Source organism: Amycolatopsis viridis, assembly GCF_011758765.1.
Taxonomy (GTDB): Bacteria; Actinomycetota; Actinomycetes; order Mycobacteriales; family Pseudonocardiaceae; genus Amycolatopsis_E; species Amycolatopsis_E viridis.
This window is the reverse complement of sequence record NZ_JAANOU010000001.1, coordinates 667,197-689,669: the sequence shown is the minus strand read 5'-3', so window position 1 is coordinate 689,669 and position 22,473 is coordinate 667,197. Positions and strand designations below refer to the sequence as shown.

19 protein-coding genes and 1 pseudogene are annotated in these 22,473 nt (G+C 71.5%); 3 read left to right on the top strand and 17 right to left on the bottom strand.

All coding sequences use genetic code 11. The annotated features are described in order from the left end of the window. Positions 1 to 39: 39 nt before the first annotated feature. Positions 40 to 3,213 carry a BTAD domain-containing putative transcriptional regulator gene (locus FHX46_RS03465; protein ID WP_167110565.1) on the bottom strand — a complete coding sequence of 1,058 codons (3,174 nt, stop codon included), beginning with the start codon at positions 3,211 to 3,213 and terminating at the stop codon, positions 40 to 42. A gap of 102 nt (positions 3,214 to 3,315) precedes the next feature. After that, a complete protein-coding gene (locus tag FHX46_RS03460; protein ID WP_167110563.1) occupies positions 3,316 to 5,868 on the bottom strand; it encodes an ATP-dependent Clp protease ATP-binding subunit in 2,553 nt (850 codons plus the stop codon). A 375-nt stretch (positions 5,869 to 6,243) separates the two neighbouring features. On the opposite strand from FHX46_RS03460, the gene FHX46_RS03455 reads away from it, so the two are divergent. Next, positions 6,244 to 6,981: a (2Fe-2S)-binding protein gene (locus FHX46_RS03455; protein ID WP_167110561.1), complete on the top strand. Its 738-nt coding sequence runs from the start codon at positions 6,244 to 6,246 to the stop codon at positions 6,979 to 6,981. Between the two features lie 52 nt (positions 6,982 to 7,033). On the opposite strand, the gene FHX46_RS03450 is transcribed toward FHX46_RS03455, so the two are convergent. From FHX46_RS03450 to lysS, 3 genes are all read right to left on the bottom strand, one after another. After that, positions 7,034 to 7,624 carry a TIGR03086 family metal-binding protein gene (locus tag FHX46_RS03450; RefSeq protein ID WP_243871216.1) on the bottom strand — a complete coding sequence of 197 codons (591 nt, stop codon included), beginning with the start codon at positions 7,622 to 7,624 and terminating at the stop codon, positions 7,034 to 7,036. Positions 7,625 to 7,785: 161 nt separating this feature from the next. Next, complete coding sequence (locus FHX46_RS03445) at positions 7,786 to 8,139, bottom strand: histone-like nucleoid-structuring protein Lsr2 (RefSeq protein ID WP_167103347.1); 354 nt, start codon at positions 8,137 to 8,139, stop codon at positions 7,786 to 7,788. Between the two features lie 144 nt (positions 8,140 to 8,283). Next, on the bottom strand, positions 8,284 to 9,795 hold the full coding sequence (gene lysS / locus FHX46_RS03440; protein WP_167110560.1) for a lysine--tRNA ligase: 1,512 nt from the start codon (positions 9,793 to 9,795) through the stop codon (positions 8,284 to 8,286). Positions 9,796 to 9,927: 132 nt separating this feature from the next. Here lysS and FHX46_RS28375 point away from each other — a divergent pair. Beyond that, a pseudogene (locus tag FHX46_RS28375) lies at positions 9,928 to 10,131 on the top strand (methyltransferase domain-containing protein); the annotation flags it as partial. Between the two features lie 131 nt (positions 10,132 to 10,262). Here FHX46_RS28375 and FHX46_RS03430 read toward each other — a convergent pair. The 7 genes from FHX46_RS03430 to FHX46_RS03400 form a co-directional block, all read right to left on the bottom strand. Beyond that, positions 10,263 to 11,048, bottom strand: a complete 786-nt coding sequence (locus tag FHX46_RS03430; RefSeq protein ID WP_167110558.1) for a type III pantothenate kinase — start codon at positions 11,046 to 11,048, stop codon at positions 10,263 to 10,265. Between the two features lie 6 nt (positions 11,049 to 11,054). Continuing rightward, positions 11,055 to 11,552, bottom strand: coding sequence for an aspartate 1-decarboxylase (panD, locus tag FHX46_RS03425; RefSeq protein ID WP_167110556.1), 498 nt, complete (start codon positions 11,550 to 11,552; stop codon positions 11,055 to 11,057). A gap of 2 nt (positions 11,553 to 11,554) precedes the next feature. After that, positions 11,555 to 12,439, bottom strand: coding sequence for a pantoate--beta-alanine ligase (panC, locus tag FHX46_RS03420; RefSeq protein WP_167110554.1), 885 nt, complete (start codon positions 12,437 to 12,439; stop codon positions 11,555 to 11,557). Then, positions 12,436 to 13,380 (bottom strand): Rossmann-like and DUF2520 domain-containing protein, encoded by a 945-nt coding sequence (locus tag FHX46_RS03415; protein WP_208400492.1) that lies wholly within the window; start codon positions 13,378 to 13,380, stop codon positions 12,436 to 12,438. The genes panC and FHX46_RS03415 overlap by 4 nt, the downstream gene beginning before the upstream one ends. A gap of 95 nt (positions 13,381 to 13,475) precedes the next feature. After that, complete coding sequence (locus FHX46_RS03410) at positions 13,476 to 14,582, bottom strand: PrsW family intramembrane metalloprotease (RefSeq protein ID WP_167121072.1); 1,107 nt, start codon at positions 14,580 to 14,582, stop codon at positions 13,476 to 13,478. Positions 14,583 to 14,718: 136 nt separating this feature from the next. Beyond that, complete coding sequence (locus FHX46_RS03405; RefSeq protein ID WP_167110550.1) at positions 14,719 to 16,254, bottom strand: DUF6779 domain-containing protein; 1,536 nt, start codon at positions 16,252 to 16,254, stop codon at positions 14,719 to 14,721. Positions 16,255 to 16,323: 69 nt separating this feature from the next. Then, positions 16,324 to 16,785 carry a DUF3180 domain-containing protein gene (locus FHX46_RS03400; RefSeq protein WP_167110548.1) on the bottom strand — a complete coding sequence of 154 codons (462 nt, stop codon included), beginning with the start codon at positions 16,783 to 16,785 and terminating at the stop codon, positions 16,324 to 16,326. A gap of 62 nt (positions 16,786 to 16,847) precedes the next feature. Here FHX46_RS03400 and FHX46_RS03395 point away from each other — a divergent pair, with 62 nt between their 5' ends. Then, positions 16,848 to 17,777 (top strand): MerR family transcriptional regulator, encoded by a 930-nt coding sequence (locus tag FHX46_RS03395; protein ID WP_167110546.1) that lies wholly within the window; start codon positions 16,848 to 16,850, stop codon positions 17,775 to 17,777. A gap of 42 nt (positions 17,778 to 17,819) precedes the next feature. On the opposite strand, the gene folK is transcribed toward FHX46_RS03395, so the two are convergent. From folK to ftsH, 5 genes are read right to left on the bottom strand one after another with little or no spacing between them, the layout of a single operon-like run. Continuing rightward, entirely contained in the window at positions 17,820 to 18,308 is a 489-nt protein-coding gene (gene folK / locus FHX46_RS03390) for a 2-amino-4-hydroxy-6-hydroxymethyldihydropteridine diphosphokinase (protein WP_167110544.1), read from the bottom strand. Then, positions 18,305 to 18,670, bottom strand: coding sequence for a dihydroneopterin aldolase (gene folB / locus FHX46_RS03385; protein ID WP_167110542.1), 366 nt, complete (start codon positions 18,668 to 18,670; stop codon positions 18,305 to 18,307). Before folB ends, folK begins: the two co-directional genes overlap by 4 nt. Beyond that, positions 18,663 to 19,493, bottom strand: a complete 831-nt coding sequence (gene folP / locus FHX46_RS03380; RefSeq protein ID WP_167110540.1) for a dihydropteroate synthase — start codon at positions 19,491 to 19,493, stop codon at positions 18,663 to 18,665. Before folP ends, folB begins: the two co-directional genes overlap by 8 nt. After that, a complete protein-coding gene (folE, locus tag FHX46_RS03375) occupies positions 19,490 to 20,077 on the bottom strand; it encodes a GTP cyclohydrolase I FolE (RefSeq protein ID WP_167110538.1) in 588 nt (195 codons plus the stop codon). Before folE ends, folP begins: the two co-directional genes overlap by 4 nt. 4 nt (positions 20,078 to 20,081) lie before the next feature. Further along, entirely contained in the window at positions 20,082 to 22,430 is a 2,349-nt protein-coding gene (gene ftsH / locus FHX46_RS03370) for an ATP-dependent zinc metalloprotease FtsH (protein ID WP_167110536.1), read from the bottom strand. Between the last annotated feature and the right edge of the window lie 43 nt (positions 22,431 to 22,473).

The following is a 22,473-nucleotide window of genomic DNA, read 5'->3' as shown; positions in this document are numbered from 1 at the left end:
ACGGGTCTCCGCCGGTTGCTGGGGGTCGGCGGAGGCCCGTCAGCGCAGCCGGTCGGCCACCGCGTCCTCGACCGCCTCGACCGCGCGGTCGCTGGGGAGCTCCGCGCCGCGCCGGTAGGCCGACTCGTAGCCGGTCCCGCCGAGCTCCGCGCGAAGCTCGGCCACCACCGCGCGCAGCTCCGGGTCCCCGTCGTCGAACGCGCCGCGGATCGCCGCGGTCAACCCGAGCACCCAGGCGGCACACTCGAAATCGCGGTCGGCGTGGCACAGCCGGGCGACGACGGTGGCTGCCCGCGCCACGTCCGGCAGGTCCCAGCGCCGGCTCGACGAGCGCAACGGCGCCGGCAGCAACCGCCACGCCTCGGCGGTGCGGCCCTCGGTCGCCAACAGCGACGCCTCGGAGACGCCGAGCAGTTCCGCCGCCATCTCCCCCGGGAACGGGACCCGGTGCACGTTGGCCGCCAGCCAGGCGTGGGCCGCGCGCGCCACGTCGAGCTTCCCGCAGCGGCGGGCCACCTCGAGCTTCCGGAAGGCGATCATCGCCTGCCGGTCCACCTTGTCACCCGCCAGCCGCTCGGCCTCGGCGAGATCCCGCCACGCCGCCTCGACGTCCCCGGCCCGCGCCCGCTCCTCCGCGAGCCGGGTCAGCTGCTGCACGGTGTCGTCGGCCGAGGACAGCTCGCGGACGATCCGCAGCCCTTCTTCGAACCCGGCGATCGCCGCTGCGTGGTCACCGCGCAGCGAATGCGCCTCCGCCTGCATCGCCACGGTCATCGCGGTTCCCCACCGGTCACCGCATTCGCGGAACCCGGCCAGTCCCCGGTCGCGGGCGCGGGCACCTCGCTCGCGATCGCCCTGCTGGTCCGCCAGGAACCCCTCGACCCAGCTCGCGCACGCGATCGTCCACGGGTCACCGCTGCGCTGCGCCCTGGCCAGTTCGCGTTCGGCCAGCTCGCGGTGGCCGCCGAGGAAACAGCTCATCGGCAGGGCCAGCGCCAGCATCGGGTACCGCTGCACCGCACCGCTGCGCACGCACTCCTCGACCAGCTCGGGCAGGTCGTCGCGCCGGATGGCGGGCATGCTCGTCATCAGCGCGTGCATGATCGTGATGCAGGCGCGCGCGTCCGCGGGCAGGCCCGGCAGCCGCAGCACCTCCGCCAGCAGGGGTGCCGGCTCGGCGTTGAAACCGCGGATCACCCAGTACCACTGGGTGGCGAGGATCAGCCGCGCCGCGGTCTCCGCGTCCCGTTCGTCTAGGGCGCGGCGCAGCGCGGACATGATGTTGTCGTACTCGGCGCCGAACGTTTCGAGGGCGCGGACCTGCTCGTGCGCGCGGAGTTTCGGCTCGTTCTCCTCCGCCAGCGCGAGGAAGTACCCGGCGAAGCGCCGCGTCGCCGCCGACCGTTCCCCGGCCACGTCGAGCCGCTCGGCGCCGTACGCGCGCAGGGTCTCCAGCATCCGGTACCGCGGCTCACCACCCGTCGCGACGGCGTCCACGATGGACTTCTCGACCAGTGATCCGAGCACGTACAGCACGTCCTCGGCCGGCAGCAGCTCGTCGGCGCACACGGCCTCGGCCGAGGCGACCGTGGCGCCACCGGCGAACACCGACAACCGCCGGGCCAGGAGCCGTTCCGGCTTCTCCAGCAGGTCCCAGCTCCATTCGACCACCGCCCGCAGCGTCCGCTGACGCGGCATCGCCGTGCGGCTGCCGGTGTTCAGCAGCCGGAAGCGGTCGTCCAGGTGGCGCGCGATCTGCTCCGCGGTCATCGACCGCAGCCGCGCGGCGGCCAGCTCCAGCGCGAGCGGCAATCCGTCCAGGCGCTCGCAGATCTCCGCGACGGCCTCCGATGTGGACCCAGTGGACCCAGTGGACCCAGTGGACCCTGTGGACCCCGTGGACCCTGTGGCCCCCGTCAGGGTGAAGTCCGGTCGCACCGCGACGGCCCGATCGGTGAACAACCGCACCGCCTCGGCGACCTCCAGCGGGCCGACCTGGCACAACGCCTCGCCGGTGATCGCGAGCGGTTCCCGGCTGGTGGCGAGGATGCGCAACCCGGGCACGCGGGCGAGCAGCTGGAACGCCACCTCCGCCACCGCCTCCACGACGTGCTCGCAGTTGTCCAGCACCAGCAACGCGTCACCGCCGTCCAGCCGCGCCACGATCTGGGCCATCGCGTCCACCGGCACGCGCGGCGCGCTGGTCACCCGGAAGTCCAGCGGCCCCAGCGCACCGAGGATCGCGGCCGGCACGTCCCCGGCGTCCCGCACACCCGCGAGCGCGACGAACCACACCCGCCCGGGGCCGTGCGCCGCATCGCGCTCCGCCGCTTCGGTCGCCAGGCGGGTCTTGCCCGCGCCGCCGGGGCCGACGAGGGTGACGAGCCGCGCCGACGACAACGTCCACGCCACCCGGTCGAGCTCGCGCTCGCGGCCGACGAAGCTGGTCAACCGGACCGGCAGGGTGGACTCGGCGCGTGGTGGTGTCACCTCGCCGCGCAGGACCTTCAGGTGCGTCTCGCTGAGCTCGGCGGACGGGTCGACGCCCAGCTCCTCGGCGAGCGTGGCGCGGATCCGGTCGAAGACGGCCAGCGCGTCGGCCTGGCGCCCGCTCGCGGCCAGCGCCCGCATGCGCAGCGCGGCGAGCCGTTCCCGCATCGGATGCGCGTCCGCGGCCGCCTCCAGGTCGGCGAGCACCTCGGCGTGGCGGCCGAGGGCCAGCTCGGCCTGGAACCGGTCCTCCAGGGCCGCGATGCGCAGCTCGTCCAGCCGGGTGACCGGCGCCTGCGCGAACGGGGCGTCGCGCACGTCGGCCAGCGCTTCCCCGCGCCACAACGCCAGGGCTTCGGCGAGAACCGCGGCAGCCTCGGCGGGCCGGCCGGCCGCCAGGTCACGGCGCCCGCGCCCGGCGAGCTCCTCGAAACGGTGGGCGTCGACCTCGGCGTCCAGCAGGTAGCCGCCGGACGAGGAGTGGACCGTGCCCGCGCCGCCCAGCGCCCGGCGCAGCCGCGAGACCAGGGACTGCAGGGCGTTGCCGGCGTCCGCGGGCGGGTCGGCGCCCCACAGGCCGTCGATGAGCGCGGCGGTACCGACCGCGCGGCCGGGATCCAGCGCCAGCCGGGCGAGGAGCATGCGCAGCCGGGCACCGCCGATGTCGATCGGCGTGCCGTCGTCCGACTGGGCCCGCACCGGGCCGAGCAGTGCCACCCGCACGGGTACCACTGTTCCAGATCGCGGCGCGGCCTCGCCGGTCCCGGACGTGCGAGTGCCCCCAGGGAAAGTCCCTGGGGGCACTTCGCTCGATCGGCTAGTTGATCAACGCTCGCCTTCGGCGTCGTCCTCGTGGGTGCCCGCGCCGATGCTCACCGGCGGGGCGTCGGGGACGTCGGCCGGCTTCGGCTCGCCGCGGAAGACGAAGCGCGCCTCGTCGTCGCGGTCCTCCGGGTTGCCGCTCCAGCCCTCGACGTCGACGATCACGATCTGACCCGGCTCAACCTCGCCGAACAGGATCTTCTCGGACAGCTGGTCCTCGATCTCCCGCTGGATGGTCCGGCGCAGCGGACGGGCACCGAGCACCGGGTCGAAGCCGCGCTTCGCGAGCAGCGCCTTCGCCTTGTCGGTCAGCTCGATGGCCATGTCCTTGGCCTTCAGCTGGGTCTCCACCCGCGTCACCATCAGGTCGACCATCTCGATGATCTGCTCCTGGGTGAGCTGGTGGAAGACGATGATGTCGTCGATCCGGTTCAGGAACTCCGGCCGGAAGTGCTTCTTCATCTCCTCGTTGACCTTCTGCTTCATCTTCTCGTAGCGCGATCCCTCGTCGCTGCCGGAAGAGAAGCCCAGGCTGACGGTCTTGGAGATGTCCGACGTGCCCAGGTTCGAGGTGAAGATCAGCACCGTGTTCTTGAAGTCGACCGTGCGACCCTGACCGTCGGTGAGGCGGCCGTCCTCGAGGACCTGCAACAGGGTGTTGTAGATCTCCTGGTGGGCCTTCTCGATCTCGTCGAACAGGACCACCGAGAACGGCTTGCGGCGCACCTTCTCGGTGAGCTGGCCGCCCTCCTCGTAGCCGACGTACCCCGGAGGGGCACCGAACAGCCGCGAGGCGGTGTACCGGTCGTGGAACTCGCCCATGTCGATCTGGATCAGGGCGTCGTCCTCGCCGAACAGGAACTCGGCCAGCGCCTTGGACAGCTCGGTCTTACCGACACCGGACGGGCCGGCGAAGATGAACGAGCCGGACGGGCGCTTCGGGTCCTTCAGGCCGGCGCGGGTGCGGCGGATCGCCTGGGAGACGGCCCGGACGGCGTCCTCCTGGCCGATGATCCGCTTGTGCAGCTCGTCCTCCATGCGGAGCAGACGGGTGGTCTCCTCCTCGGTGAGCTTGAACACCGGGATGCCGGTCCAGTTGGCGAGGACCTCGGCGATCTGCTCGTCGTCGACCTCGGCGACGACGTCCAGGTCACCGTCCTTCCACTGCTTCTCCCGCTCGGACTTCTGCGCGAGCAGGTTCTTCTCCTCGTCGCGCAGCCGCGCGGCGCGCTCGAAGTCCTGCGCGTCGATCGCGGACTCCTTGTCGCGGCGGACCTTGGCGATCTTCTCGTCGAACTCGCGCAGGTCCGGCGGAGCCGTCATGCGGCGGATGCGCATGCGGGCGCCGGCCTCGTCGATCAGGTCGATCGCCTTGTCCGGCAGGAACCGGTCGTTGATGTACCGGTCGGCCAGGGTGGCCGCGGCGACCAGCGCGGAGTCGGTGATCGACACCCGGTGGTGCGCCTCGTAGCGGTCCCGCAGGCCCTTGAGGATCTCGATGGTGTGCTCGAGCGAGGGCTCGCCGACCTGGATCGGCTGGAAGCGGCGCTCCAGCGCGGCGTCCTTCTCGATGTACTTGCGGTACTCCTCGAGGGTGGTGGCGCCGATGGTCTGCAGCTCACCACGGGCCAGCATCGGCTTGAGGATCGACGCGGCGTCGATCGCGCCCTCGGCGGCACCCGCGCCGACGAGCGTGTGCAGCTCGTCGATGAACAGGATGATGTCGCCGCGGGTCTTGATCTCCTTGAGCACCTTCTTCAGGCGCTCTTCGAAGTCACCGCGGTAGCGGGAACCGGCGACCAGGGAGCCCAGGTCGAGCGTGTAGAGCTGCTTGTCCTTGAGCGTCTCGGGCACCTCGCCCTTGACGATGTTCTGGGCCAGGCCCTCGACGACGGCGGTCTTGCCGACGCCGGGCTCGCCGATCAGCACCGGGTTGTTCTTGGTGCGGCGGGACAGCACCTGCATGACCCGCTCGATCTCCTTGCCGCGCCCGATCACCGGGTCCAGCTTGCCCTCACGCGCCGACTGGGTGAGGTTGCGGCCGAACTGGTCGAGCACCAGCGACGACGACGGGGTGCCCTCGCCACGGCCGGAGCCGGCCTCGGCGGGCTCCTTGCCCTGGTAGCCGGACAGCAGCTGCAGCACCTGCTGGCGCACCCGGTTGAGGTCCGCGCCGAGCTTGACGAGCACCTGCGCGGCGACGCCCTCGCCCTCGCGGATCAGGCCGAGCAGGATGTGCTCGGTGCCGATGTAGTTGTGGCCGAGCTGCAGCGCCTCGCGCAGCGACAGCTCGAGCACCTTCTTGGCGCGCGGGGTGAACGGGATGTGCCCGCTCGGCGCCTGCTGGCCCTGGCCGATGATCTCCTCGACCTGCTGACGGACGCCTTCCAGCGCGATACCCAACGATTCGAGCGCCTTGGCGGCGACACCCTCACCCTCGTGGATCAGGCCCAGGAGGATGTGCTCGGTGCCGATGTAGTTGTGGTTGAGCATCCGGGCCTCTTCCTGGGCCAGGACGACCACCCGCCTCGCGCGGTCGGTGAACCTCTCGAACATTCCCACTCCCTCGACTGCTGCGCCGGCGGTGAGCACCCATCACGTGGCGATGGATTCAGCACCGTGAGTCCACTGTAGTAGCCAGGCGGTGCCGCCGGACTACCACTGGGGCGGATTAGGTCACAGCTGGTGTAGACGCCGGACGTGCCCGGCGATGAGTCTGCGCTGGTCGCTGACGTAAGAGTCCAACGCACGGCTTCTCCCGGCGATTCCGCGGGGCCGTGTTTGTCCGCTCACCGCGAACACCCCGGCGGGTACCGGAACTGGCGCGCGGGGCCGGATTGAGTAAGGTAAGGCCAACCTAATCACCCGGATGGAGCAGGGAGGTCCGCCATCGACACGGCGCTGGACGCCCTCGGCGCGTCCGTCACCCGGGTGGCCGCCCGCCAGGACCGGTTGGAGCTGCGCACCGACGTGCCCGCGACGGGGACCTGGCAGCACTGCAGCGACCTGCTGGACGACCCGGCGCGGTTCGACGTGTGGCGCAAGCTGCTCGGTGAATGGCTGCGGGCGCAGTTCGGCGAAGCACCCGACCGGACGACGGCCGGGTTCGTCATGTCCTGGTACCTGCACGTGCCCGCGTTCACCGGTGCGTTGCTGCTCCATCACGAACGGCGAGTACCCACGCTGCGGCCGGGCGAACTCGCGTTCCGCCTGTGCCCGGACCGCCCCCACCCGGAAGGGGTGGCGGTGCTGGGCGAGGAGTTCTACTGCCTGCCCGGCGACCCGGCGGCCGGCCTGCCCCAGGCGACGGTGGTGGCCGACGAGCGAGCACTGGCCGCGGTGCTGCGCGCCAGGTACACGGCGCACGCAGCGCGGTTCGTGCAGGCGTACGCGCCGCTGAGCCGGCTGGGGCGCCGCATGCTCTGGGCCGCGGCGACGGACGCCCTGGACAGCACGCTGTGGTGGTCCGGGTTGTACGCCGGCGACGAGGACGCCGGCGTAGCCGACGCCCGCCTGGTGCTCGACGGGCACCACCCGCCGCTCACCGCGTCCAGCCGGCTGCGGCGGACCGAACACGGGTGGGCCCGGCGGCGGGAGAGCTGCTGCTTTTCCTACCTGCTCCCGGAGCAGCCGTTGTGCGACGGCTGCCCCCGCACCTGCCGCCGGTGACCTCCGCCACACCTCCCGGTGCCGTCGCCCGCCGGTCCGGACCGGCGGGCGGTCACGAGGCAGGCCGCTGCCAGGCCGGATCGCGGCCGGTGAGGGCCAGCAGGCGGTCCAGCACCGGCGCGTCGGCGGGGCAGGGCACCGCGGGGCCGAAGACCGTCATCTCCCGTGCCTGACCGGCCAACCCCTGCACGGAGGTGAACAGCGCCTCCGCCACATCCGCGTCGACCACCAGCGACTGCCCGGTCGCCCGCGCCAGGTCCCAGCCGTGCACCACCCACTCGGTCAGCACCATTTCGGCGATCATCCGCGCCGGCATCTCCGCCGAGCCGAACTTCGTCGTCCCCGCCAGCGCTCCCGGCCGCCCGCCCGCGTCCACAAGATCATCCACAAGGGTGCACAAATCACCCAGCCAGTCACCGCCGGTGAGGTCCGCGTCCCGCTCGTTCCCGGCTGCGGCGGGCGCCGGCTCCCGCCGCAGGGCCGCCACGAGCCACGGCCCCCAATGCAGAAGGTGGTTGAGCAGGGCACGCACGTCGTATTCGGTGCACGGCGTGCGGTTGCCGAGTTGCCCGGGTTCGACGGCGCGGAGCAGCCGGACGAACTCCCGCGCCGCGCGGTCCAGCATCGATCGAAGGTCCATCATGCCCCCATTCAGCCGAATCGCGTCACCGGTGTCTTGAACAAAAGCGACAGGTACTCACGAATGACCACACGGATAGAACTGCGTTCAACCGGGACGCGCCGTGAAAAAAGCCGCCGGGAATCCCCGGCGGCCCTTCCACGCCCCTCTTTGCCCGAACGAGGTCAGTTCTTCTTGTGGTAGGCCTCCACCACCTCGGACGGGATACGGCCGCGGTCGGAAACCTGGAAGCCGTTCTTCCGTGCCCAGGCGCGAATAGCCTGGTTCTGCTCGCGATCGACCGAAGCGGGCCGGCCGGGCGCCTTCCCCGCCGGCGGGCGGCCCGCCGAGCCGCGCTTGCGGCCACCGGCACGCCGCGCGTGCTCGACGTACTGGGCCAGCGCGTCACGGAGCTCCTCGGCGTTTTCCGCCGAGAGGTCGATCTGGTACGAGATGCCGTCAAGTCCGAACTCGACGGTCTCGTCCGCCTCCGAGCCGTCGATGTCGTCGATGAGCGACACCAGCACCTTCTGTGCCATGTGTTTCCTCCCGTTTGGGCCAGCCGCGAATGATCGGGCAGGGGCAGGCGCCCTGACCAGAACCCAATGACTAGGACATTAATACCTGGAATCGGGGCGGCACGCAAATCACCTTACCGATACCGCGCCCGGTGTGTTGCGTAACTATTCGGGCCGCACCAGCGGGAAGAGGATCGTCTCCCGGATGCCGAGACCGGTGAGCGCCATCAGCAGGCGATCGACGCCCATTCCCACGCCACCACTCGGTGGCATTCCGTACTCGAGCGCACGCAGGAAATCCTCGTCCAGGCGCATCGCTTCACTATCGCCGGCTGCGGCGCGGCGGGCCTGGTCCACCAATCTTTCCCGCTCGATCACCGGATCGACGAGCTCGGAGTATCCGGTGGCCAACTCGAATCCCCGGACGTAGAGGTCCCACTTCTCGGCCACCCCGGGCTTGCTGCGGTGCTGGCGGGTCAGCGGCGAGGTTTCGATCGGGAAATCCCGCACGAAAGTCGGGGCGTGCAGGTGGTCGCCCACGAGGTGCTCCCACAGTTCCTCGACCAGCTTCCCGTGGCCCAGTTTCGGGTCGACCTCCAGACCACGGGCCTCGGCGAACCCGCGCAGCTTCTCCGCCGGGGTCTGCGGGGTGACCTCCTCGCCCAGCGCGTCCGACAAGGAGTCGTACATGCTCAGCGACGTCCACTCGCCGGACAGGTCGTAGGTGCTGCCGTCGGCCAGCGTGACCTCCAGGCTCCCGAAAACCGCCTGCGCGGCTTCCTGGATGAGCTCACGGGTCATCACCGCGTTGGTGTCGTAGGTGGCGTACGCCTCGTAGTACTCCAGCATCGCGAATTCCGGCGAATGCGAGGAGTCGCTGCCCTCGTTGCGGAAGTTGCGGTTGATCTCGAAGACCTTCTCGATCCCGCCCACCACGCAGCGCTTCAGGAACAGCTCCGGCGCGATCCGCAGATACAGGTCGATGTCGAACGCGTTCGAATGGGTGACGAACGGGCGGGCCGAAGCGCCACCGTGCAGGGTCTGCAGCATCGGCGTTTCCACCTCGGTGAAACCGCGCCGGTGGAAGGACTCCCGCAGCGATCGCATCACGGCCGCGCGGGTGCGCACCACATCGCGCGCCTGCTCGCGCAGGATCAGGTCGACATAACGCTGCCGGACCCGTGTCTCCTCGGCCAGGTCCTTGTGCGCGACCGGGAGCGGGCGCAACGCCTTCGCGGCCATCCGCCATTCGTCGGCCATCACGGAGAGCTCACCGCGCTTGGAGGTGATGACCTCGCCGCGGACGAACACGTGGTCGCCGAGGTCGACGTCGCCCTTCCACGCGGCCAGAGCCTCCTCGCCGACCTTCGCCAGGCTGATCATGGCCTGCAGTTCGGTGCCGTCCCCGCCGCGCAGCGTGGCGAAGCACAGCTTGCCGGTGTTGCGCAGGTACATCACGCGGCCGGTCACGCCGACGGTCTCACCGGTCGCGGTGTCCGGCGGCAGGTCCGGGTGGGCCGCGCGCACCTGCGCGAGCGTGTGGGTGCGCGGCACCTCCACCGGGTACGGCTCCACGCCCTCCGCGAGCAGGCGATCGCGCTTGGCCCGCCGGACCCGCATCTGTTCGGGCAGGTCGTCAGCGGGCACGGGGCGATCCGGGGAGGGGGAATCCGTCATGCGGACAGGGTACGAACCCCGCTTCCGGCTGGGCCAACCGGATTACCTGTACCGGCCGTGGAGATCACCGATAGCATCGCGGACTAAGCCAAGCACCGTCCGGACTACCCGCTCGACGCGCTGCACTGGGCGGTGCCACCACGGGCCGCCGAAGTGGTGGATCTCGGCGCGGGCACCGGACAGCCCACCGGCGGACTGCGCGCGCTCGGCCTCCGGGTCACCGCCGTGGAACCGGACCCGGAGATCCGAGCCGAGTTCGGCCGGCACCACCCAGACGTGCCGATCCTGGACGGCACGGCCGAACTGACTCCGCTGCCCGGTTCCAGCGCCGACGCGGTGCTCGCCGGTCAGGCGTTCCACTGGTTCGACGCCGACGCTGCCCTTACCGAAATCGCGCACCAACCCGGCCACCGCCGGTGGCGAATTCGACCTGCCGGCGTCACCACCGTCCACCGGGCGGAGCGCCGTTACCGCGTCTGCCGTTCGAAGGCGAGCCGCAGGCCGAGCAGCGTCAGATCCGGCACGTGCTCGGTGATCGTCTCCGACTCGCCGATCACCAGCGGCGCGAGCCCGCCGGTGCCGAGCACGGTGACTGGTTCGTGGGTGCGCGCGGTCAGCTCCCGCACGATCCGCCGCACCAGCCCGTCGACCTGGCCGGCGAACCCGAACACGATGCCGGACTGCAAGCACTCCACCGTGTTCTTCCCGATCACCGACCGCGGCCGGGCGAGCTCGACCTTGCGCAGCGCCGCCGCCCGGGCGGCCAGCGCGTCCACCGAGATCTCGATGCCCGGCGCGAACGCGCCGCCGAGGAACTCACCCTTCGCCGAGATCACGTCGACGTTGGTCGAGGTCCCGAAGTCGACCACCACGCAGGCGGTGCGGTAGAGGTGGTGCGCGGCGAGGGTGTTGACCAGCCGGTCCGCCCCCACCTCCCGCGGGTTGTCGACCAGCAGCGGGACGCCGGTGCGCACGCCGGGCTCGACGACCACCTTCGGCACCCGCGGGTAGTAGCGGCCGAGCATCACCCGCATCTCCCGCAGCACCGCCGGCACGGTCGACAGGGCGCTGATCCCCGTGATCGCATCGGCGTGGGTGCCCAGCAGCCCGCGCATGGTCAGCGCCAGCTCGTCGGCGGTCATCTGCGCGTCGGTCCGCATGCGCCAGTCGCCGACGAGCTTGGCCGCGTCCCCCCGGCCCTCGTAGAGGCCGAGCACGACGTTCGTGTTGCCGACGTCGATCGCCAGGAGCACCGCGGCTCAGCTCTCGGCGTGCAGCAGCGCGTCGAGGCGCGCCGCGTCCACGGTCTCGGCGACCGGGAACGGGTTCTCCCGGTCCGGCGACCCGATCGGGATGCTGCCGCTGACCAGGCCCGAGCCGGCGGGTGCGTGGCCGGGATCGCTGCCGGAGTGCTTGACGCGGTTCTCGTCGTCGACGAACACGATCCGCGGCCGGTAGGTGGCCGCTTCGGCGTTGTCCATCTGCCCGTAGGCGATCATGATCACCAGGTCGCCCGGGTGGACGAGGTGGGCGGCCGCGCCGTTGATGCCGATGACACCGCTGTCCCGCTCGCCGGGGATCACGTAGGTCTCCAGCCGCGCGCCGTTGGTTACGTCCACAATGGACACGAGTTCGCCGGGCAGCAGGTCGGCCGCCTCCATCAGCGTCTCGTCGATCGTGACCGACCCGACGTAGTGCAGGTTGGCCTGGGTGACCGTCGCGCGATGGATCTTCGACTTCAGCATCGTGCGGTACATGGTTATCTCTCTTCCTCCGACGCGCCCAGCACCACCGGGACGTTGTCGATCAGCCGGGTCCGCCCGACGCGGGCGGCGATCAGCAGCCGTGCTTCCCCATCGACGGGTGCGGGACCGAGATCGGTTCCGCGCAACTCCAGATAATCGACGGCGACCTCCGGACGGGCGGCCAGCGTGTCGCGCGCCGCCGCGAGCACCGCCTCCGCCCCGCGCGGCCCGGCGTGCCCGCCCGCGGCCAGCGCCGCCGACAGCACCACGGCCGATTCCCGCTGTTCGGGCGCGAGGTAGACGTTGCGGGAGGACAGCGCCAGCCCGTCCGGCTCCCGGACGGTCGGCACCCCGATCACGCGGACGTCGAGATCGAGGTCGCGCACCATCCGCTTGATCAGGACCAGCTGCTGGTAGTCCTTCTCGCCGAAGAACGCGTAGTCCGGCGTGACGATGTTGAACAGCTTCGCCACCACCGTCAGCACGCCGGCGAAGTGCCCGGGGCGGTGGGCGCCCTCCAGCTCGTCGCCGAGCGGGCCGGGGTGCAGGGTCACCGCGTGACCCTCGGCGTAGAGGTCGCCGACCTTCGGCACGAACGCGATCTCCACGCCGTCCTCGGCGAGGATCGCCAGGTCCCGCTCCAGGGGGCGCGGGTACGCGTCGAAGTCCTCACCCTCACCGAACTGCAACGGGTTCACGAAGATCGACACCGCCACGACGGTGTTCGGCAGCCGCTTGGCGCGGCGGATGAGCTCGCGGTGCCCGGCGTGCAGGGCGCCCATCGTGGGCACCAGCGCGACCTTGCGGCCGACCGACCGGAGCGCGGCGGTGACCCGGTGGACGTCGCCGGGCGTCTGGAACGTGTTCAGCCGCCCGCGGCTGAATTTGGGTGTGGTCACGGGTTTCCCGGCCCTTCCAGGAGTTCGGTGATGTCGGCGGCGGCACCGGCGTCGAGCAGGCCGGCCGCTTCCGCTCGCCGCGCGGTGCGCCGCGCGAGGGCGGTGTAGGCGGGCACGATCGCGGGCTCGGTGGCTTCGAGCACCTCGAGGTGCTTGCGCAGCGTACCGGTGTCGCCGCGCGCGACCGGACCGGTCAGGGCGCGGTCGCCGTGGCGCAGCGCGTTGTCCAGCGCGGCGGACAACAGTGGGCCGAGCATGCGCTCGGCGTTGGCGATTCCCGCGCTCCGCAACAGGTCCACGCAGTCGTCGACGAGGGTGATCAGGTGGTTGGCGCCGTGCGCGAGCGCCGCGTGGTACAGCGGCCGGGCAGCTTCCGGCACGCGCACCGGCTCCGCGCCCATCTCGACCGTCAGCGCCTCGCCGACGTTCCACGCCGCCTCGTCACCGGCCGCGGCGGTGACGCCCACGCTGCAGGCGGTCAGCCGGTCCAGATCCTCGGAGCGGCCGGTGAACGTCATCACCGGGTGCAGGGCCAGCGGCAGCGCACCGGCTTCCGCCGCGGGCGCGAGCACGTCGAGACCGTGCGCGCCGGAGGTGTGGATGACGATCTGACCGGGCCGCCAGGATCCGGTGGCGGCCAGCCCGCGGACCAGGCCGGCGAGCTCGTCGTCGGGTACCGCGAGCAGCACGAGGTCGGCGGAGGTGGCGACCTGGTCCGGCGGTGACAGCGGGACACCGGGCAGCATGCGCTCGGCACGGGCCTGGGAGGCGGCGGAGATACCGGAGGCGGCGACCACGGTGTGCCCGGCGCGGGCCAGCGCGGCGCCGACAACGCTGCCCACGCGGCCGGCGGAAATCACCCCGACGCCGAGCCGGGCGGGCCGGCTCACGGCGTGCCCCGGTGGACGCTCATGGCAGCAGAACTCCTCCGCTCGTTCCAGTCCCGCTCCGTTCGCGGGTACCGGACGACGGGGCGAGAGTAGCTCGCGGGCACGCCGCCGGTCGGGCGCAGGTGACCAGCTTCACCCGACCCGGTTCACCGGGACTGCCCGCCGTCACCCGCCAGCCGCACCGCATCGGCGCGGGAATTGCGCAGCGTCGCGAGCAGCTGGAGCTTGCGCTGTTCGTGGTCCGGGGTGCCCGTGCGGCGGCGCAGGAAGGCGAGTTCGGTCACGCTCGCCTGGTAGCGGGCGACAGCCTTCGCGGCGGCGCGCCCGGACTGCTGCCGGGCCTCACGCCGCCACTCGCGACGGCCGGCGAGCGTGGACAGCAACTCGACCTCCGACGGCGCGATGAGCCGCGCCTCCACCATGGCGGGCAGTGCGGCGGTGACGATCCGTTGTTCGCGCCGGCGTTGCAGGAGGACGAGCAGCACGACCGCGATGAACAGCGGGACCATGATCAGGAAGTAGACGTTGAGGAAGGTCTTCGCGCCACCGAGGACCGCCGCACCGTTCCACAGGGCGTGCAGCAGGACGGCGGCGAGGTAACCGCCGAGCGGCGCGAGGATCTTGACCGTCCGGTTGCCGGCTCGGGCGGCGTAGCCGAAACCGATGCCGGTGAGCGCGGCGAACAGCGGGTGGGTGAACGGCGACATCACGCCGCGCAGCACGAACGCGGCGATCACCCCGGTGCTGGTGGCGTCGCCGAAGCCGTAGTCGGCGAAGGCGCGGCCGAAGTAGTAGATGTTCTCGGAGAAGGCGAACCCGGCGGCGGTGAACCCGGCGTAGACGATGCCGTCGATGATCCCGTCGAACTCGTCGGCGCGGCGCAGCAGCACGGCGAGCACGAACGACGCCTTCGCGGCTTCCTCGACCAGTGGGGCGGACAGGAGCGCGCTGAGCTTGCTGCCGCGGCCCTCGCCGAGCAGGAGGTCGCCGACCGTTTCGGCGGTGTTGTTGATCAGCAGCGCGGTGATCGCGGCGAGGCAGGCGCCCCAGAAGAAGGCGACGAGCAGCAACTTCGCCGGCTCCGGTTCCCAGCGGTCGACCCACAGGATGGCGGCCACGACGACCGCGACGGGAACCAGCGCCGCGGCGACGCCGATGGCCACCGCGACCGGGCCGACCTGCACCGTGACCACGCCGAGCACGGTGAGGCCGCACGCGGCCAGCACGACGAGCCCGAGCACGGGCAGGAGCACGGTGAGCCTGCGAGGGGGTGCCGTCACAGCCCGGCACTTTACGGTGACTGGTCGGCCGGGCGAGCGCCTGTCCGGCGTCCGCACGCTGATCGCGTTTCAGGACGGCGGCTGCCCGGGTGCGCAGCCCCGCGGGGTGTCAGTCCTCCGCGCGGCGGCGGCGTCGCGGGGCCGCCGTCTTGCCGTTGGCGGCCAGCAGTTCGCTCACCGAGCGGCCCGCGGAGTGCGAGCCGGTGTCGTCGTCCGCCACGGCGCGGCGGCCGGTGGCCGTCCGGGCCGGGGTTTCGCCTTCGGAGCGGTGACGACGGCCGGCCGGCTCCTCGACCGCGCGGCTCGCGGCTTCCGCGGAACGCCGGCCCGAGATGGCCGCGCCGGACCGGTACCCACTGGCATCGGCCGAGCGGCGGCGGCCCGCGACCCCGGCACCGGCCGTGGACCGGCGCGAAGCCGTTGCCGTTTCCTCCTCCGGCTCGTCCGCGATGCGCCGCGCTTCGTTGTCGGCGGGGCGGCGACGGCGGCCGGTGGGCGCCTCGTCCTCCTCGGCCCGGCGACGGCGGCCGCCCGGCCGGCCCTGCTGCGCGAGCCGCCGGACCTCGACCGGCAGGGTCTCGTTGATCGCGGGGTGATCCTCCGATGCCACCGGTTTCCCGGGCTCCGGCTCGTTCCGCGGCGGCTCCGCCCGCGGAGCCTCGTCACGGACGGCCTCGCCCCGCGGCTCGGCGACCGGCGGCTGCACCGGGCGCGTCACGCGCGTCGGGAACGCCGCGGACAGGTCGGTCGCCGGACGCTCCGCACGCGGCGGGCGGTCCGGTTCGACGACCTTGGCGACCTCCGTCGGCTGCTCGACGCGCGGCGGTTCACGCTTGACGGGCGCCGTGGCGGCGGGCGGACGGGGGCGTTCCGGACGACTGGGCGCGGGACGGCTCGGCTCGGCCGCCCGGGCCTGCGTGCGCTCCGGCTTCTTCGCCGCCGGTTGCACCCGGGTCCGCTCCGCGTCCACGGGTTCGGCGTTGACGACCCGGCGCGCGGGCAGGTCCATCGACACCTCGGGCCGCCGCGGCTCCGGCGCGCTCGGCCGGCCGCCGGTGCGCGCCGCCTCCTTCTCCCGCACGCGCTCGATGAACTCGGTGGGCCGGTCGGTGCCCTCCCGCTTCTTGGCGGCGGCGATCTGCACCGGCTTGGCCGGCCCGGGTTCGACGACCCGCTGCTCCTCGCGCAGCGCCCGCATCCGGGTGGCCTGCGCGGTCAGCGCCACGCGCTCGAGCAGCACCTCGCCACCGAAGAGGTTCTGCAGGTTGTCCCGCAGGGACGCGATTTCCGCACGCAGGGCGTCCAGCTCGCTGCGCGACTCGGACTCGATGCGTTGCCGCGTCTCGGCTTCGACCTCCAGCTCGAACTCGCGCCGCGCAGCGATCTCGCGCTCGAGCTCCAGCTCGTAGACCTCCTGCGCCTGCGCGACCGCCTCCTCGGTGTCGGTCGCCTGGCGGCGGTACCGCACCGCGAGGAAAGCGCCGATCAGCGCCGCCCACAGCGCCGCGACGATCCCCAGCCGCATGAAGCGCACGTCGTCGGCCAGCACCAGCGGAATCGTGGCGCCGACCACGAGGACCAGGCCGATGAGAAACCACGGCCTGCCCACGACGCGGCCGCGCGTCTCGTCACCCTCGCCAGTCATGACCAACACCGTACCCGCTAGTTATCCGTCCGAGACCTAGTTGGTACTTCGAGCGGTCGATTCGCAGCGTTAACCGGTCGGGCGATGATCGGGATCACGCTCGTCGTCGTCGGGCGTGCGGCAGCAGTGTTCCAGCCACAGCGCCGCGGCGATAAGCACCGCCGCGCACACCGCCCCGATCGCGACGCTGTAGAGGTCTCTCGATGCCGCGGCCACCTCAGGTGCCCGCGGGATCAGCGCACCGGCGATGCCGGCCCACGCTCCGAGCATGATCGCGCCCAGCAGCGAGGACGCCTTCGCGAGCGCCACCGTGCGCGCTGCCGACACCGCGTTCACCACCCGGCGGGACCGCACCCGCGACCGCATCGCGAACGCGAGCGGGATTTCGATCACCGCGAGCACCAGCAGGGTCGCGCCGGCCGGCCGCGGCAGCTGGGGCAGGTCTCCGTAGGCGAACCGGAACAGCAGGTACGCGACCACCAGCCCGATCAGCCCGGCGATCACCAGCTCACGAGGCCGCGTGAAGTGCATACCGCCCACGGTACCCAGGGGATCCTGGCACAGTTGACTCTCCAGTGACTGGAGGGTTGAGCATGGGACGTGTGGACGGGACGTTCACCATCGGCGAGTTGAGCCGGCGCACCGGGTTGCCGGTGAAGACCATCCGGTTCTACTCCGACGAGGGGCTGCTCCCGCCCGCCGATCGCACCGGATCCGGCTACCGGCTCTACGACGTGACGGCCATGGCCCGGCTCGAGCTGATCAAGACGCTGCGCGAGCTCGGCCTGGGGCTGGCCGAGGTGTCCGCGGTGCTGGACCGGGAGACAAGCGTGTCCCGGCTGGCGCAGCGCCACCTCGATGCGCTGGACGAGCAGATCCGCAGGCTCCGGCTGCGGCGCGCGGTGCTGCGTGCGTTCGTGAAGCGGAAATCCGAACTGGCGGAGGTGGAACTGATGAACAAACTCGCCGCGATGTCCGATGAGGAGCGAGCCCGTCTGGTGGCGGAGTTCTGGCGGGAGATGACCGACGGGCTGGCCGTCGACACCGGGTTCTACGAACGGATGCGCTCGGCGAAGCCAGAACTGCCCGACGACCCGTCACCCGAACAGCTGGAGGCGTGGATCGAGTTCGCGGAGCTGATCCAGGATCCGGAGTTCCGGGCCGCGATCCGGCGCATGAGCGAGCGGCACGCGGACGCCGTGGGTGCGGGGGCGGAGTTCGGCCCGCCGCCGCAGGAGTGGTTCGCGTGGAGTGAGCGGGCGCAGCAGGCGCTGGAAGCAGGGCTGCCGCCGGAATCCCCGGAAGGCCGCGCACTGGCCGACGACGTCGCGCGAACCTCGGCGCGGGACGGACAGGACCCGGCCGACCACGCGTTCCGCGCGTCGCTGGCCGACCGGATCGCCGCCGGGACCGACGGCAGGGCCGAACGGTACTGGCAGCTGATGGCGATCATGAACGGCTGGCCGGAGATACCGGCACGCGTACCGGCGGTCGAGTGGCTGACCGCGGCCTTGCGCGCTTGACCGGATCGCCCGACCGCAGCCGGTTCCCCGCCGCTCCGCCAGTCAGCGCGGGAAGGACTGCAGCAGGCGCACGGAGGCGCGGTCCGACTCGGGGCGCGCCTCCAGCAGCTCGCGGATCGGGCCGTGGCCGGGCAGCACCGCGTCCGGCTCGATCTCCATCCACGGGATCAGCACGCTGGCCCGGTCCGGCGTTCCCGGGTGCGGCAGCAGCAGTTCCGGGTCGTCCGAGCGGACACCGTCGACCGTCACCACGTCCACGTCCAGCGTGCGCGGGCCCCACCGCACCTCGCGGACCCGGCCGGCGCGTGCCTCCAGCGATTGGCCGGCCCGCAGCCACGCCCATTCGTCCCGGGCCGGATCGTCCACAATGCACACCGCGTTCAGGAAGTCCGGCTGGTCCTCGACACCCCACGGCTCCGTTTCGTACACACTGGACACCGCGACGACGGCAGGCCCGAAGAAGTCCACCACGGACTTCAGGTGTCCCAGCCGGTCACCGAGGTTCGAACCCAGCGACAGGACCGCCCTCACCCACGCTCCCGGTGCACGGTGACCGCCACGTCATCGAAACTCAGCGGGATCGGCGCGGACGGCTTGTGCACCGTCACCTCCACCGCCGACAGACGCGAATCCTCTTTCAGCACCTCGTCCGCGATGCGCCCGGCCACGCTCTCGATCAGGTCGTAGGGCTCGCCGCCGACGATGTCCGCCGCCAGCTGCGCCAGCTCACCGTAGTGCAGCGTCTGCGTCAGATCGTCCGTCGCCGCGGCCGGGGCGAGATCGAGCCACGCGACGATGTCGACGACGAACTCCTGCCCGTCCCGCTTCTCGTGCTCGAACACCCCGTGCCGGCCGAACACCCGCAGCCCGGTGAGCGTGATCCGGTCAGGCATGCCCACGCCGCCACGCCGCAGCCACCGCGACCGCGTCCAGCGACGCACCCACGTTGTGCACCCGTACCCCCCACGCACCCTTGACCGCCGCGATCGCCGACACCGCCGCCGTCGCGTCCTCCCGCCCGTCCGGCGGGCGCGGCACCCCGTCGACAGCCAGCAGGCTGCCCAGGAACCGCTTGCGCGACGCCCCCACCAGCACCGGGAAACCCATGTCCAGGAACACGTCCAGCCGGTTCAGCAACGCCCAGTCGTGCTCACCGCGTTTGGCGAACCCCAGCCCCGGATCGAGGATGATCTTCTCCGGCGAAACCCCGGCGGCCAGCGCAGCGTCGACCCGGGCACGCAGCTCGTCCCGGACCTCCGACACCACGTCGGTGTACGTCGCCAGCGCGTTCATGTCCTTGCTGTGCCCGCGCCAGTGCATCAGCACCCAGGGCACCTGGCTGGTCGCAGCCACCTTCGCCATGTCCGGGTCGGCCAGCCCACCCGACACGTCGTTGATGATCCGGGCACCCGCGTCCAGCGCCGCCTCGGCGACCGCCGCACGCGTGGTGTCGACCGACAACCGGAGGCCGTCCGCCGCCAGCGCGCGCACCACGGGCAGCACGCGGGCGATCTCGGTCTCCGGATCCACCCGGGAGGATCCGGGCCGGGTCGACTCGCCGCCCACGTCGATGACGTCCGCGCCGCGCTCCCACATCTCGTGCGCGTGAGCCAGCGCCGCGTCCAGATCCAGGTACCGGCCGCCGTCGGAGAACGAGTCCGGCGTGACGTTCAGGACGCCCATCACCAGACAACGGTCCGGCGCCCCGGTGGTCATCGACGGCCCTTGATGAGGTCCAGCGCCTCCGCCCGGGACCTCGCGGACGTCTGCAGCATGCCGCGCACCGCGGACGTCGTCGTGCGGGCTCCCGGCTTGCGGATGCCACGCATCGACATGCACAGGTGCTCGGCTTCGACCACGACGATCACGCCACGCGGCTCCAGCTTGCGCACCAGCGCGTCCGCGATCTGCGACGTGAGCCGCTCCTGCACCTGCGGGCGCTTCGCGTAGAGGTCGACCAGCCGCGCCAGCTTCGACAGGCCGGTGACCTTGCCCTGGCTGTTCGGGATGTACCCGACGTGCGCCACCCCGTGGAACGGCACGAGGTGGTGCTCGCAGGTGCTGTACATCGGGATGTCGGTGACCAGCACGAGCTCTTCGTGCGACTCGTCGAAGGTGCGTTCCAGGACCGCCGCCGGATCGGTGTAGAGCCCCGCGAACATCTCCTGGTAGGCGCGAGCGACCCGGGCCGGGGTGTCACGCAGACCCTCCCGGTCCGGGTTCTCGCCCACGGCCTCCAGCAGCTCACGCACCGCCTTTTCGGCACGCGCCTGGTCGAAGACCGGACCCTCCTCGGGCATCAGCTCACTGTCGATCTTGACCGTCCTGCTCGTCGGGGTGACGCCGGTGCTGGCCCTGCCCCTCCTCGGAGCCGCCGAACCCGTCACCCTGTCGTGGCTGCTCGCCCTGGTTCGGGCGCCACGGCCCCTGCCCACCGGGCTGCGTCGCCGGGGTCCACCCCGGAGGCGCACCGTAGTTCGGCGGGCCGGCCTGGTTGCCGCCGTTGGGCTGCGGCCACTGACCGGTGCCGTTCGGGCCGTACGGGCGCCCGCCGTTGGACGGCGGGTAGTTGCCGCCCGGCGACGGGGGCGCGTACGGGTTCGACGGTGGTTGCGGCTGGTGGTACGGCGGCCCGCCCGGCAGGTCACCGCCGCCCGGGGCGGTCCCGACGGGGGTCGGCACCGGACGCGGCGCCGGCTTCTTCTCCGGTGGCGGCCACGGCTCGCCGCGCTCCATGGCCAGCTCACCGGGCGTCTTGATCGGCGGCTTGTCCGACGGGGTGCGCTCACCGAACTCGTTGAACACGGTGATGTGCGGCCGCTTCTCGACCGTCGCGAAGATCCGCTCCAGGTCCTTGCGGGTGAGCGTTTCCTTCTCCAGGAGCTCCAGCACCAGGTCGTCGAGCACGTCGCGGTAGGTGTTGAGCACCTCCCACGCCTCGGTGTGCGCGGTCTCGATGAGCTTGCGCACCTCTTCGTCGATCTCGTGCGCGACCTCGAGCGAGTAGTCCGGCTGGCGGCCCGCGGAGCGACCCAGGAACGGGTCACCCTGGTCCTGGCCGTACTTCACGGCACCCAGGCGGGCGCTCATGCCGTACTCCATGACCATCGCCTTGGCGATCTTGGTCGCCTGCTCGATGTCGCCCGACGCACCGGTGGTGGGCTCGTGGAAGACCAGCTCCTCCGCGGTGCGGCCACCCATCGCGAACACCAGCCGGGCGATCATCTCCGAGCGGGTCATCAACTGCTTGTCGTCCTCGGGGACGACCAGCGCGTGCCCGCCGGTGCGGCCACGCGGCAGGATCGTGAGCTTGTAGACCGGCTCCAGGTCCGGCATCGCCCACGCCGCGAGCGCGTGCCCGCCCTCGTGGTAGGCGGTGATCTTCTTCTCCTGCTCGGAGATGATCCGGCTCTTGCGGGCCGGGCCGCCGACCACCCGGTCGACCGACTCCTCGAGCGCAGCGTCGGTGATCACGTGCCCGTTCTGCCGGGCGGTGAGCAGCGCGGCCTCGTTGATGACGTTGGCCAGGTCGGCGCCGGACATGCCCACGGTGCGCTTGGCCAGCGAGTTGAGGTCGACGCCCTGGGCCAGCGGCTTGCCCTTCGAGTGCACCTCGAGGATGGCGCGGCGGCCGGCCAGGTCCGGCGCGGACACCGGGATCTGCCGGTCGAACCGGCCCGGGCGCAGCAGCGCCGGGTCCAGGATGTCCGGCCGGTTGGTCGCCGCGATCAGGATGATGCCGCCGCGCGAGTCGAAGCCGTCCATCTCGACGAGCAGCTGGTTCAGCGTCTGCTCGCGCTCGTCGTGACCACCGCCGAGGCCGGCGCCGCGCTGGCGGCCGACCGCGTCGATCTCGTCGACGAAGATGATGCACGGGGCGTTCTGCTTGGCCTGCTCGAACAGGTCGCGCACCCGGGAGGCACCGACACCGACGAACATCTCGACGAAGTCCGAACCGGAGATCGTGTAGAACGGCACGCCGGCCTCACCGGCGACCGCGCGCGCGAGCAGCGTCTTACCGGTGCCGGGCGGGCCGTACAGCAGCACGCCCTTCGGGATCTTCGCGCCCAGTGCCTGGTAACGGGCCGGGTTCTGCAGGAAGTCCTTGATCTCGTAGAGCTCTTCGACCGCCTCGTCCGCCCCCGCGACGTCGGCGAAGGTCGTCTTCGGCATGTCCTTGTTCAGCTGCTTGGCCTTGGACTTGCCGAAGTTCAGGACGCGGTTCCCGCCGCCCTGGGCGTTGTTCATCATCCACATGAGCAGCAGGAGCAGCAGGCCCAGCGGGATGATGTAGTACAGGATCTGCGTGAAGAAGCCCTGCTGCGTCACCGTGGTGGTGAACTTGATGTTCTTCTTGTCGATCAGCTTCGAGTAGATCAGGTCACTGGCGTCCGAGGGGAACGGTGCGATGATCTGATCGACCTGCTGGCCGTCGACATCGATCTTGTTGTTGAGCGTCAGCTTGAGCTGCTGCTCCTTGTCCTCCAGGTTGGCTTCCTTCACGTTGTTCGCGTCGATCTGCGCGATCGCCTGTGAAGTGGGTGCCTGGGTGTAACCGCGGTCGCTGTCGGTGAGGGTGTTGACCAAGAGGAAGATCAACACAACCGCGACGATCCACAGCAGCGGGTTCCTGAGCAGGCGCTTCCGGTCCATATGCCTCGGCCGTTCGGCCTCGACCCTCCCTGGCTAGGCGGTA

What these genes read in the sequence shown, in the direction of transcription:
- FHX46_RS03400 (WP_167110548.1), bottom strand. Translation starts at nt 16,785, where the DNA reads ATGCACTTCACGCGGCCTCGTGAGCTGGTGATCGCCGGGCTGATCGGG.
- FHX46_RS03460 (WP_167110563.1), bottom strand. Translation starts at nt 5,868, where the DNA reads ATGTTCGAGAGGTTCACCGACCGCGCGAGGCGGGTGGTCGTCCTGGCC.
- folE (WP_167110538.1), bottom strand. Translation starts at nt 20,077, where the DNA reads ATGCCCGAGGAGGGTCCGGTCTTCGACCAGGCGCGTGCCGAAAAGGCG.
- lysS (WP_167110560.1), bottom strand. Translation starts at nt 9,795, where the DNA reads ATGACGGATTCCCCCTCCCCGGATCGCCCCGTGCCCGCTGACGACCTG.
- FHX46_RS03405 (WP_167110550.1), bottom strand. Translation starts at nt 16,254, where the DNA reads ATGACTGGCGAGGGTGACGAGACGCGCGGCCGCGTCGTGGGCAGGCCG.
- FHX46_RS03395 (WP_167110546.1), top strand. Translation starts at nt 16,848, where the DNA reads ATGGGACGTGTGGACGGGACGTTCACCATCGGCGAGTTGAGCCGGCGC.
- FHX46_RS03445 (WP_167103347.1), bottom strand. Translation starts at nt 8,139, where the DNA reads ATGGCACAGAAGGTGCTGGTGTCGCTCATCGACGACATCGACGGCTCG.
- FHX46_RS03450 (WP_243871216.1), bottom strand. Translation starts at nt 7,624, where the DNA reads ATGATGGACCTTCGATCGATGCTGGACCGCGCGGCGCGGGAGTTCGTC.
- folB (WP_167110542.1), bottom strand. Translation starts at nt 18,670, where the DNA reads ATGCCTGACCGGATCACGCTCACCGGGCTGCGGGTGTTCGGCCGGCAC.
- panD (WP_167110556.1), bottom strand. Translation starts at nt 11,552, where the DNA reads ATGTACCGCACGATGCTGAAGTCGAAGATCCATCGCGCGACGGTCACC.
- ftsH (WP_167110536.1), bottom strand. Translation starts at nt 22,430, where the DNA reads ATGGACCGGAAGCGCCTGCTCAGGAACCCGCTGCTGTGGATCGTCGCG.
- folP (WP_167110540.1), bottom strand. Translation starts at nt 19,493, where the DNA reads ATGACCACCGGGGCGCCGGACCGTTGTCTGGTGATGGGCGTCCTGAAC.